Below are 11,628 nucleotides of genomic sequence, written 5' to 3'. Positions count from 1 at the left end.
AACTGATTTCGTAAATTCCGAGCGGTCCGAATTCATCACTTATTGACACAAGTTCGCTCTGTATCGGGATAAAAAAATCCTCGGCTTTGTAAACTCTGTCTTCAGTTTGCCAGCAGCTCGCGAGCGCGAACACAGAAATCAATAATGTCACTCGGCTTCGTATCTGTTCCAATTTGGTAGTATTCCGTTTCATCGCGTTATGGCCACAGAGCCTCTGAGCTTTCTCCAAATTGACCATCTGAACAACTAACCATTCAGGTTATACGCCAGCGTGAGCGCCTCACAGGCATTCTGGTCCCCACAGCGATTGCTACAGCCGTCACCGGTGCCCCAGCCGGCGGCGGACATCGCCGTAATAGGCGATCATGCCCTGCTCCAGTTTCCTGACGGCGGGGCTGTGACACCCATGCTGTTTCATCATGTCATCAAGACCATCGACCAGCCCATTGGTCCTTCGGTCATTCAGCAGCCAGTCCATGAAGCGGGCATCGGAAGTCCGAACATCAGAGCGCCAGAGCGTTCGAAAGTGCGCCTCCAGAGAAGCAGGTACCTTGTACTGGTCACGCGTCGTCCAATTGGTGACGTTCGATATTTCCTGGCCAAATTCATTTCGCGTTACCGTCGACTGGCTTTTCGTCACCTCGAAAACCGGGTCGCTGAATTTCAGGCATTTCGGCCAGGCATCCTGATAGTTCAGGATATAGGCGCCAAATACGCCATGAATAGCTGACAAATTGGCCAGTTCCCTTTCAAGCGCAGGGCCTGCAGTGGGGTTCATCATGGAGAGACTGGCCCCGGCGATTGCAATCATCGGCCGATAGCCGCGCGTATAATGTGCATCAAGCTCTCGCAAACGCGCAAAGTCCTGATTGACCAATGCATTGAGATAATCCCCGCCTTCGGCACCCCGGAAAGGGGCCTCATCGGCGAGGCGCACATCGAGAACCTCTGAGACTCTGCGGACACTCCCCTCCCCGAGATCATCGCCAATGAAGTAGCGACGCTCGAACCCGATCAGCGCTTCGGCCCCTGACAGAGCATCAAGTTCCGCCTGTAGGGGTTTTGCGAGACGCTTCTGCAGCCGCTGGCGGGTATCCGTTACATCCGCCCAGCTGTCCTTGAGTTTTCCAATCTCCAGAAGCTCACCGTAGATCATGTCCATATCCCCGGCGAATGTGACCTGCGTCGCCAGCTGCTCAAGGGAACGGTTGTCCTTGTCAGTGCGTCGGGCTGCGGCCTGTTCGAGAGCCTCAGCGAAATCCTCAGTCATGTCACGCACGCGGTCCTCGAACCGCTTGCCGATCCTGCGACACGTGGCGGGTCTGCTCAGCGGGCACAGTTCGGCAGTTCCGGCCTGCGCAGCCCAGGCCAGCATGTATTCTGCTTCGCTGACAGTGTTTGCGTCGTGCGCATAGACCTCACTCGCGGGTTCAAGATAGGCATCCAGCTTGTCCTGCACCTCAGCCAGAAAATCCTCATCCTGATTTGCGTGATTGCGAGCGACTTCGATCAGCAGGTCAAACCGGTCCTTGTAACGGTCATAGAACGCCAACATGTCGGCGCGGTTTTCTTTCGCCCGCAGGATCGTCCTGCGTCTTTCAATGTCGGTGTTCAGGTCACTGATATTGAATCCATACCGGCTGATCCCGATCCCGCGCCACATCGCGTTCAGCAAGTTGAGCTGCGTGGACGTCATGGGGGTATCGCTCTTCAGGACGTCTGACCTTGCTTCAACCCACCGTCTGGCCGCTTCACTTTCAAACCGCCACAGGAGATGGTCCTGATGCGGCTGGCCCTGCCCTACCATGTAGGCAAGCTGGTTCGTCTTGTCGCCCCGCACCCGGTCATCCGGCCGGCAGGCGCCGCGCAACAAGCTGGCATTCTGCTTCAGCCGCTCTGGGTTAACGGTCTCATATGGCGCACCAAAGGCTTTCCTGAACGCATCAGTATAGAAGATGTCATACTGCTCAACCGGATCACGGCGCGTCTCCCGAAACGTCAGCGCTTCGTCGCGCCATGCCGCCAGTGTGGCGGGGCAGCTTCCCTCCACCATGTCCGGGCGCCAGCCTTCGAAAGCCGCAGACAGAACCGCGATCCGCTCCAGCGCGTCCTTCTCGTCCCGATCCGTCGCAAGTACCGCACGTGCCCGTTGCGTACCGCGTCCATTGATATGGCGTTGTTCAGACGCGACGGCGACGGATCCGACATCGCTCACTGCAACGTCGAAGATCAGCTCGCCGCGGCGATCTCCCGATTGCGTGGTCAGTGACAAAATTCCGATAGCGGAGTCATAAGTCCCTTCAACGGGGATGTCCACGTCAGCCACAGTCAGGCGGGGCACGGCGCCGTTGAGCGATTCAACCCTGAACACGCCCTGCACATCAGCTCCATCGACGCCCAGACTGAGTGTTGCCGGATAGGGTTTGCGCGACTCGATCACAAGGCCAGACCAGGATACCGGCAATTCGGTAATCGTCGTCATCGAATTTGGCTCCGATCGCTCCTCAGCGGAGGAACCACCGCAGGCCGCTAACATCATGATCACGCCTGCACATATGACTTGCAGGACCTGCGCGTCCCATACCTTGCCCTGCCTCACATGCCCAAATGTCCCCCGGCAATTGCCCATGACGTCCCTCTCAATGGCCTGGTTCCATTCAAGCCCATGACTGAGCCTGAGAAAAGGGCCGTCTTCAATAACCGTGTTGGTGACTTTCCCTCTGTGTCCCGCGCCGTATGCTGGCCGCCGTCCCCGATGGCTGCTGACTTGTCGTCCACAAAAAAGGATATCATATGCCGAGAACCGTTATCCTGCTTTTGATCTCGGCAATGCTGTCACTACAAACGGCGTCCGCACAGGGCCTGGAAGTTCACAAAAACGACGATGGAACGCATTCCACTTTCAAATCATCTGAGGATTTTCAGGAGCTGCCCGCGACAATCAAATCAAAGCCTCAGGCAACCACTCCGAAGGATCTTGTTTCCACTTCATCAGACACAAAAGAGAGTGTCGATTATGATGCTGAAATCCAAAAGGCACGTGGCTCAGGAGACCCACTTAAAGCGTCTATTTTAAAGGAATGCCGTGATACGCAGCCAGGCGAAACCCTCACGCTACCCCCGGCGTTCGCGGCGTTGATGCGGCAATATTGTCCGTCGCGCGATTTTCAAATCGCCACTGATAAACGCTATTCGAGCGCAAATGGCACACTGCAAGCTTTGCCCCCGTCTCATCCGGAGGACAACAAGGTAAGAACCGCCGCCTGCCGTGCTGAAGCGCGCAAGTACATCACGACATGCGCCAAGATTACTGACTATCAAAATTGCGAATCATGGGGCTGTCCGGAAATCATCCAGTGCGACAAACGGCTGACCTCATGTGATGATCATGGCGCTCCCTATGATCGCTCCGGTACTTTCTATTGTGATATGCGCGATTGGCGTACGCGCGATTTTGATCTTGAAGCGGTCTTAAAACGTGCCTGCCCTGCGCACTGACTCATAAATGGAGCACAATCATGATGAAGCTGCGAGCCCTCTTAATCATTATCAGTATGCTCACCAGCACGGGAGCCGTCCATGCGCAGGATGCACAGCACTGGAGCACCACTGGAGGCTGGCAGGTTCGCTATAACGCCTCCCCTGAATTCTGGCGGCTATATCACAATGATACCGCCTGGAGAGATACGATCAGTGTACTCTGGGCTGACAGGCGGCAAGGCGTTTCTCTGGCGCAGGCATTTGAACAAGTAAAAGCAACACATGCAGAACTGGATTCGTGTCCCGCATTGCGAACAGCCGAGACTAAAGCCGAATATGAACCCTTCGCTAAGGCTATGCTTGCTCTGACAAAAATCAATGACCCCGAAGCGTATGCTGCAATGGATAAAAACATCCCCATCATTGGCTTTGAGGCGGTGGATGATGTGACAAAGCCGCATTGCGTTTTGATCGCACGCGAATTTTCAGGGGGTGCGATGCTGTATGCACTCATTAAAGAAGATACGGACAGGTTGGGCACACAGCTTGGGACAATCAGATTGGCTGTGCACGATTTGATGGACGAGATCAACAAGCGTGAAGCCACTAAAACGTCGAGCACGCAATCCACTCCGACAATATCAGGCAAGGGCGGTCCGGTTCAGTGTAACGGGCAACGGGCCTATGAAAACTTTGTTGTTTCCTGGTCGGCCAAAAGTGCAATTGTATATGTTCGCAATCCGGCTTTCATTGATTCCAAACAACGTTCTTCGGATCAGTTTCGCCTTGGCGTGAGTGTTGGTGGCAGCATAGATGCGTCAAGCGGCAGAGAAGAGACTTATTACAGCATTATAATTTCTACAAAAGAAAGCGGACAAAATTCCATACCGATAAAGAATACACTAAGTGTTGATAGAGATGTGGTCCAGGAATGGGGCAAAGGCGGTGGGCAGTGGAAAGCTCTATCCGAAAGCACTATGAGCGCACTCTATTCTGGTCAGGATGCTGAGCTTGATACGGTCGAGTTGGGACGTATTCGTTTCGACCTCGATGGACTTGAGACGCATTTGAAACGCGCCGATATCGCTCAACAAAAAGCTGTTATACATACAGCGCTCGGAGCGTGTCCAAGTGAGTGATTTCCCCAAGATTCCCGGTGGCGCGTGCTAACGCCAGGCGTCAGGTTTCGGTTCGTTCTGAGAATTCGCTTTCTTCAGCAAAACCGCCAAGCCATTCTGATTGCACAGTCCCTCATAGACCAACGGCAGGGCTGGATTTAGAGCCCAATCCGTCAGTCGGCTGTTTCGAAATCAGGATGCCAGCACTTTCAGGATACGGACGGCAATACGCAGATTGCCCTGCGTCCGGATGCGCCGGACCCAGAATCCTGCTTCTTCCCGAAGTCTGGTGGCCGGGTCCGACTCGCCTTCCGGCACCGATTTGGAACGAAACAATTCCCCGATCTCGACGCTCAACACCTCAGCGGCCGCACACATCATGCCAGCGCTGAGGCGATTGGTCCCCGTCTCATATTTCTGGAGCTGCTGATGGCTGATACTCATTTCGCTGGCCAGGTCTGCCAGGGTCAGGCCCCGGTCGAGACGCAGGGCACGTATGTTTGCGCCGACGAGTCGGTCGATATCATTGGGGGCACGCGCCGTGCGATTTTTTCGGCGCGTGCCGCTGGCCGGTTTTCTGGTGTTTGGAGACTTGGCCATGGCGCATTTTTCACTCCCTCTTGACGGGAACAACAAGGATTCCGGTCATTTGGGTCATATAGTGCGTATGATCCGGCCCCCTTCGCAAGACTTGGACTGTCGCGACGGGGTCCCGGTCTGCGAACCGCCAGCCGTGAAGCGCTCAGTTACCCCTACCTTTACGTTCTTTATATTTCTCGTTATGGTTGCTTTGCGTTTCTTGAGCCGGACCGCATCATGACCCACGCGCCAGACCTGCCAGATCCGGATCCTGCAACAGGACCTGCACAAGCTCTGACTGCAGACCTGTTCGCGCAGGCCCGGACGGCCTTGCAGTCCGGTGAGCTTGCCACCTGCGCACAGACACTGCACCGGCTTCTGGAGATTTTCCCTGATCATGTGCCCGCCCGCCGCCTGTCTGGGCATGCCTGCCTGCGTCTCGGCAAGCCGGACAGGGCTGCAGCGGCCTATCGGCGCGTCCTGGACCACCAGCCGCACTGCGAAGACTCGCGGCTTGGTCTTGGCCATGCCCTGCTGAGGCTCGGCCAGACCGGTCAGGCGCTGGCAATCTATCGCGACCTCGTCCGGCATCACCCGGATTCCTGGCGCGGATACATGTCCATCGCTGACGCCACACCTGATGAGGCCGAACGGCTGAACGCCCTGTCGGCCAGTGCAGACCTGCTGACCAGGATCCATGCCGAGGTCCCCTCCCGGCAAATCCTGTTCGCCTGCGTCAATGCCCGGATCAATCTGCGCGAGGCCGGCAGGGCGCTGGGCGAATTACGAGAGACCGGGGCGGATCTGACAGGCGATCCCGGCCTGTCCAATCTCGCCTCCCGGGCAGCCTATTTTGCCGGTGATTTCGCGTCTGCCTTCCAGTACAAGGTCCGCGCCCTGACCGGTCTCACACCGAAAAAGTGCCTGTCGGCTGAGGCGCAATCCCCCTGCCTGCCACCAAATGCCCTCAGCCTGGCCAGACCGCTGATCGACCGGCTGCGTGCAGCCGGCCTGATCCTGGTGCCGCTGGCTGGAACCCTGCTTGGCGCGATCCGCACTCAGGGCCTGATCGAGACCGACCGGGATATTGATCTGGGCATCCTCCGCCCGGAGGGCTGTCATGCCGACATGGTGGACATTGTCCGGACCGCTCCGGGACTCTGCCTCAACCGCCATGCACGGCCGGGAGACCGCTACCTCCCCGTGGACGTCGCGGGCGTCAGTGTGGATCTGTTTCGTCTGGACCGGGACAATGATCATTTCTGCTTCGGGTTCAGTGATAGGCCCGGAGACGTGCAGTGGAGACTTCCCGCTTTTGCGCCGCTGGAGGAGGATGCCCAGGGGCTGGCGCGCCTTGACCGCGACTGCGCTCATGCATGCCTGCGTGCCCTTTACGGACCGGGCTGGCGCGTGCCCGATCCCTATTTCAGTTCGGCCACACAGTCTCCCGCCCTGTACGGCACAGACCTTCATGTCCGGGCCTATTATGCGGCGCATCGTGCCCGCAATGCACTCCTGCTCGGACAATCCGCGAAAGCCTGGCACCTGATCTGTTCGTCTCCCCTGCCGATCCCGCTCAGCCGATCGAGGTTCGAGACCATTTGGGGAAAGGGCTCGAGCGGGTAATTTTTATCCGTAAACGCACATATTGAGGCGTCGAAATCGGGACTCGACTCTCTTTTTGGTTTAGTGTATTTTCTACTTGCCGTATTGTTGCGGCGCAGCTTGAAACAGAAAGGATGATACGATGAACAGCCCCACACAATGCCCACACACACCAGCGCCGGACGGCGAGACCGAGACCCTGATCGATCTCGGCGCAGCGTCGGAAGAAACCCGCGGCCGCATCCTGCAGCCCATGGAGTTCGGCGTCTCGTTTACCTCCCGCGATGAAGCCGGCTGAGGCCGCTCCGGACGGGTCCGGGGGCATCCAAGCCATGCCCCCGGACTGCCTGCCGCCACCGCGCCCTTCCTCCCGATTTGCCTATGGCCTGCGCCCTGACCTGCATGTCTGCCAACTGGACTCCACCACCATCTTTCTCGACATAGAAGCAGATCGCTATTTTGCCCTGACCGGCGGACCTGCCGAGACATTCTGGCGACTCTATACAGCCAAAAATCTCGCACCCGCAGGATCGGGCTCCTCCCATGCCGCCTCGCAGGAACTGGCAGATCTGGACCTGGTTCGACACACGTCCGGGCCCCATGCCTGGCACAGGCCTGATTTGCGTCCGCCTCCCATCGGATCAGCCTATGACGGGAGTCGATTCCAACATGGCGCAGGCCATCTGAATCGGACCGCATGCCTCTCTGCCTATCTGGACTGCCTTCGTCTCCGGCATTGGCATAGCTTCCGGCACGCCGTCGCCAAGGCACGGCGCTGGAAGGCCCGTCAGACCTCCCGCGAGAATCTCCTCTACGAAGCCATCGACCAGTCCCGGGCCCTGCATCGCCTGACCCCATTCCTGTTTACCCGGCATGATGCGTGCCTGTTCCGAAGCCTCTTCCTTGTCCGATACCTGCATGCGGTCGGCATTCCGGCAGATTGGGAATTCGGGGTCCGGTGCGCCCCCTTCTGCGCGCATTGCTGGGTCGAATATGACGGCATCGTGCTCAATGATCATCAGGAGACGGTGCTGGCCTACAGAAAGATCCTCTCAATCTAGGACCCCTGCCCATGCCGCCCGCCTTTGCCTGTCTCGCCTGGCCACCAGAGGATGCCGAGGCCTGCGCCGATGCCGGGCGGTTGGCGAGCGCCCTGACGCGCGCGGCCGGCCCGGGCGCCAACAGCTTGCGCCAGGACGGGCTCTATCTGATCGACCTCTCCCGCTCCCGCAACGGACAGGGACGGATCCTGACCGTGCGGACGCGGACGGGTGAGCAGGCCGGCTATGTCTATGGCACCCTGTTTCGCCGGCAAGCCGGCCGCCAGCGCGCCCTCACCGATATCCCTGCCGCCACGGCCGAGCGCATCTGCCAGACTCAGGGCCGCCACCTTCTCACAGATTATTGGGGCCATTATGTCCTCTTCCTGCGGACGGAAAAAGGCGCTGTCTGCCTGACTGACCCGGTTGGCGCGTTTCCGTGTTTCTATCGACGCATTGGCAAATTGGTATGCCTGTTCTCGCATCTCGAGGCCTGTCCGCCAGACATCCGGCGCGGTCTCCCCCTGGACATCGCCTTCCTGAAGCGGCTCTGCCTCTACGACAAGATCCAGACGGGCGAGACCGGATTTGCCGGGCTGCGGGAATTGGGCGGCGGGCAGATGCTCGATCTGGACAGGGCGGACGCCCGACCGGTCCAGATCTGGGACCCGCGCCGGATTGCCGGAACCCCGCTTCTCCTCAGCGACGAGGCCGCGGCAGACTGTTTGCGCGAAACAATTCGCGACTGTGTGACAAGCTGGGCCGGCCATGTCGGCGATGGGGTCATGGACCTCTCCGGCGGTCTCGATTCCTCCATTGTCGCTGCCTGCCTCGCCTCAGCGCCCGACACGGCCCGGTTCGAGATCATCCACCACCGGGTTCGCTCGGGCGACGCGACGGAGCTGGCGTTTGCGAAAGCCACGGGCGACCATCTCGGACGCCCCGTCACCCCGATCGACATCCTGCCCTCGCGCGACCTGCCAGACCTCGACCGGCATCCTGCCTCTGCCCGCCCCTGGCGCCAGTTTCTCGGTCTGGGGTTCCAGAGCCTGCTGCCGGACCGCCTTCGGGATCCGGGCACCGTCTTCTTCACCGGTCAGGGCGGCGATCACCTTTTCCTGATGACCCGCTCGTCGCTCGGATTGGCAGATTGTCTGAAAACGGGTCCGCGCGCCCGGCTCTGGCAGGAATGGCTGAATGCGGCCCGCCTGTCGGATATGTCGGTCTGGCAGGCCCTCGCCACGAATGTGCCTTACCTGCTGGGCCGGCCCGGGCGCAGCCTCCTGGGAGAGGCGCTCCGGAGCCGGGCCGATGCGGCCATCCGCCCGCCCGGTCTGGTACCCTCTGACGTGCTGGCAGGCCTGCCCGACTGGACTCTCGATCCGGACGGCCTGCCGCCGGGAAAGTTCGAGCAGGTCAGCGCCTTGCTGCACATGTTCCTTGTACGTGACCCGCTGGCGGGGTTTGGCGGGCGCCATGTGCTGCATCCCCTGATCTCGCAGCCCCTGATCGAACTCTGCCTGCGCCTGCCCGTCTGGCAATTATGCCTTGGCGGGGTCAATCGCGGGCTCGCGCGCGCCGCCTCTGCCGGCGACCTGCCGGACCGCGTCCGGCTCCGCACGACCAAGGGCGAGGCCACCCAATATTTCATCGAACATCTGTCCGCCAATCATGACCGGATCCGCGACGCACTCCAGGACGGCGCAGTGATGAAGGCCGGCCTGCTGACGCCCCGCGTGCTGGACCGCCTCCTTGCCGATCCGATCCTCGCAGACCTGTCCTCTGCCAGGATGCTGCTCCAGCTCTACGGAATGGAAGCCTGGCTGCGCGCCGTGACCTCAGCCCGCTGACTAGCCGGCATCCCGGTCTTCAACAGGTTCAGCCGAGGGATCCTGCGGGCCAGATGCTTCGACAAAATCGATCATCCGGTCCCAGACATCCCGGATATTGGCCGGGCTGGATATGCCATGCCCCTCTCCGGCATACCAGACATATCGGACGGGATGACCAAACCGGGCGAGCGCCGCATACATCTGGTCGAACTGGGATTTGGGAAACACATCCATGTCGGTATGGATCAGCAGGACGGGCAAGGTGATCTGCTCTGCCTTCAGGACCGGACTGTTGCGTTGATAGAGCTCGGGCGCCGCAAACAGGGTCGCTCCGATGCCGAAATCGCTGCCGGCCCCGGCCTCATAGCGCGGCATGTTTCCCCCCAGCATCTCGGGATTGAGATCGGTATAGATGCCGGGCGGTCCGAGATAATGGCTGGGCAGGTCACTCCAGCCATTCTGGGCGATCAGTCCGGCAAATCCCGACGCCTCACTTGCGACGTGCAGCGCCGCCACCGCGCCGTGGCTCACACCCAGCAGGATAATCCGGTCCGGATCGATCAGGCCGCTTTCGACCAGGGCCTCCCGGCTCGCGGCGACCAGGCCCGGCAGGCCTGCAATCGGTCCCGCCTCCCGTCGGATCAGCTCGCGCGGCGCCGACAGGCGGGCATAGGCATAGCCGCGCGCCGCCCACATATACGGGCTCTGCGGATCGGGATAGGACAGGACGGGCTGTCGCGGGTCGCAATTCGGGCGGGCGCCCGGATAGATGTCGAGCAGGACGGGCGGCGCCGCGCCCGTCCGGGCCGCCGACGGCGGCATCAGCACACAGGCATGAAGATCATGAACAATCCCCGGACGGTCCGGGTCTTCCCATTCAACCTCAACCCGTTCCCACTGGCCCCAATCGACCTGGCGCAGATGGGCATTCAGGACAAGCCGGGGATCCGGGGCGGCGCCGGGAGGCTGAACAATGAGCGTTTGGGTCGCCGCATCGGCGTCGAGATAGACAAGCGTACCGGACCGGGGGCCCGCTGCATCCTGAACGGCGAGCAGATGCGCCCCGCCCGGTATGCCCCTCCCCTCCACCAGGACGGCAGACTCCGAGGCGGCGGTAGCAGGGCGCAGCACGATCCGCGCGCCGTCCCGGTCCGCCTCGATCGGCGGCATGGCCGTCCGCGCCGCTGGCAGGCTGCCAGGCCAGGCCAGGAAGCCCGAGGCATGATGTACCCGGATCCGGTCCAGACCGTCCGGGGTCAGGCGCATGGCCGGCCGTTCCGGATGGATCCTGTAGACTCCGTCCCGCGCGACCACATCCAGGCCCGCTGCACCAATGCGTGCAGGCAAGGCTGTGACGGAGCCAAGATCCCCAGTCAGGATCCGGGGCGGAGAGCCCGGACGCAGAAAATACCAGTCCGGTCGCGTCAGCCCGGCTGGGGCAATGTCCCGATAGGTGAACCGGGCCGACCGGTCCGCTGGGTCCGCATTGGGGCGGGCAAAGACAACCACCCCGTCCGCAAGCGCATAGGCCCGCTCGGGCCGCTGCAACAGGCCACGTTCGCGTTCTGAAACGAGATCCAGCCCGCCATGCGAGAGCCTCCGGGCCGTTCCGGTTTGCGCATCGATCCGCCAGTGCCGCCCCTCCGAAACGGATGCGCCGACCCCCGTGGCGAACACGGTAAGCGCCGGCTCGGTCGGCGACCAGATCGCTCCGGCGGACACAATGTCGAGCTCGGGCAGCGGTGACGAAACCTCCTCCGTATCAAGATCGATGAGGTGGAGGATGTGTCGCACCGAATCGAGACGGGCCGGGTCCCGCCAGGCGCCCCGGGGCATGCGGATGCCACCAAGTGCGGCAAGCGTGCGGCCATCGGCTGACAGGGAGAGATAGGCATGACGCCCCTCTGCCAGTTTCCGGACCTGTCCGGTGCGGGCATCGACGCGTGGTCTGCCTCCCGAAAAGTGGTCCGTTAT

At 60.6% G+C, this 11,628-nt stretch carries 9 protein-coding genes; 6 read left to right on the top strand and 3 right to left on the bottom strand.

Going from position 1 to position 11,628, the window contains the following annotated elements:
* Positions 1–319: 319 nt before the first annotated feature.
* A complete protein-coding gene (locus HY36_RS09895; RefSeq protein WP_035552008.1) occupies positions 320–2,482 on the bottom strand; it encodes a hypothetical protein in 2,163 nt (720 codons plus the stop codon).
* Between the two features lie 311 nt (positions 2,483–2,793).
* Between HY36_RS09895 and HY36_RS09885 the strand changes: the two genes are divergently transcribed.
* Positions 2,794–3,498 carry a hypothetical protein gene (locus HY36_RS09885; protein ID WP_035552003.1) on the top strand — a complete coding sequence of 235 codons (705 nt, stop codon included), beginning with the start codon at positions 2,794–2,796 and terminating at the stop codon, positions 3,496–3,498.
* Between the two features lie 20 nt (positions 3,499–3,518).
* Positions 3,519–4,619, top strand: a complete 1,101-nt coding sequence (locus HY36_RS09880; protein ID WP_035552000.1) for a hypothetical protein — start codon at positions 3,519–3,521, stop codon at positions 4,617–4,619.
* 171 nt (positions 4,620–4,790) lie between these two features.
* Here HY36_RS09880 and HY36_RS17815 read toward each other — a convergent pair whose 3' ends face one another.
* Complete coding sequence (locus HY36_RS17815; protein WP_051602682.1) at positions 4,791–5,198, bottom strand: helix-turn-helix domain-containing protein; 408 nt, start codon at positions 5,196–5,198, stop codon at positions 4,791–4,793.
* A 216-nt stretch (positions 5,199–5,414) separates the two neighbouring features.
* Here HY36_RS17815 and HY36_RS09870 point away from each other — a divergent pair, with 216 nt between their 5' ends.
* From HY36_RS09870 to HY36_RS09860, 4 genes are all read left to right on the top strand, one after another.
* Entirely contained in the window at positions 5,415–6,803 is a 1,389-nt protein-coding gene (locus HY36_RS09870) for a tetratricopeptide repeat protein (protein WP_051602681.1), read from the top strand.
* A gap of 121 nt (positions 6,804–6,924) precedes the next feature.
* Complete coding sequence (locus HY36_RS18395; RefSeq protein WP_155841847.1) at positions 6,925–7,080, top strand: benenodin family lasso peptide; 156 nt, start codon at positions 6,925–6,927, stop codon at positions 7,078–7,080.
* Positions 7,067–7,843, top strand: coding sequence for a lasso peptide biosynthesis B2 protein (locus HY36_RS09865; protein WP_035551994.1), 777 nt, complete (start codon positions 7,067–7,069; stop codon positions 7,841–7,843). Before HY36_RS18395 ends, HY36_RS09865 begins: the two co-directional genes overlap by 14 nt.
* Before the next feature lie 11 nt (positions 7,844–7,854).
* Positions 7,855–9,672 carry an asparagine synthase-related protein gene (locus HY36_RS09860; RefSeq protein ID WP_035551991.1) on the top strand — a complete coding sequence of 606 codons (1,818 nt, stop codon included), beginning with the start codon at positions 7,855–7,857 and terminating at the stop codon, positions 9,670–9,672.
* On the opposite strand, the gene HY36_RS09855 is transcribed toward HY36_RS09860, so the two are convergent.
* Positions 9,673–11,628, bottom strand: a 1,956-nt coding sequence (locus HY36_RS09855; RefSeq protein WP_035551989.1) for an alpha/beta hydrolase family protein, incomplete at its 5' end; no start/stop codon positions are given.

The sequence above is a fragment of the Hyphomonas atlantica corrig. genome (assembly GCF_000682715.1).
Taxonomy (GTDB): Bacteria; Pseudomonadota; Alphaproteobacteria; order Caulobacterales; family Hyphomonadaceae; genus Hyphomonas; species Hyphomonas atlantica.
Note: the sequence above shows the minus strand (reverse complement) of the source record. Positions and strands in the feature narration are given on the sequence as shown.

What these genes read in the sequence shown, in the direction of transcription:
- HY36_RS09885 (WP_035552003.1), top strand. Translation starts at nt 2,794, where the DNA reads ATGCCGAGAACCGTTATCCTGCTTTTGATCTCGGCAATGCTGTCACTA.
- HY36_RS09880 (WP_035552000.1), top strand. Translation starts at nt 3,519, where the DNA reads ATGATGAAGCTGCGAGCCCTCTTAATCATTATCAGTATGCTCACCAGC.
- HY36_RS18395 (WP_155841847.1), top strand. Translation starts at nt 6,925, where the DNA reads ATGAACAGCCCCACACAATGCCCACACACACCAGCGCCGGACGGCGAG.
- HY36_RS09870 (WP_051602681.1), top strand. Translation starts at nt 5,415, where the DNA reads ATGACCCACGCGCCAGACCTGCCAGATCCGGATCCTGCAACAGGACCT.
- HY36_RS09895 (WP_035552008.1), bottom strand. Translation starts at nt 2,482, where the DNA reads ATGACGACGATTACCGAATTGCCGGTATCCTGGTCTGGCCTTGTGATC.
- HY36_RS17815 (WP_051602682.1), bottom strand. Translation starts at nt 5,198, where the DNA reads ATGGCCAAGTCTCCAAACACCAGAAAACCGGCCAGCGGCACGCGCCGA.
- HY36_RS09860 (WP_035551991.1), top strand. Translation starts at nt 7,855, where the DNA reads ATGCCGCCCGCCTTTGCCTGTCTCGCCTGGCCACCAGAGGATGCCGAG.
- HY36_RS09865 (WP_035551994.1), top strand. Translation starts at nt 7,067, where the DNA reads ATGAAGCCGGCTGAGGCCGCTCCGGACGGGTCCGGGGGCATCCAAGCC.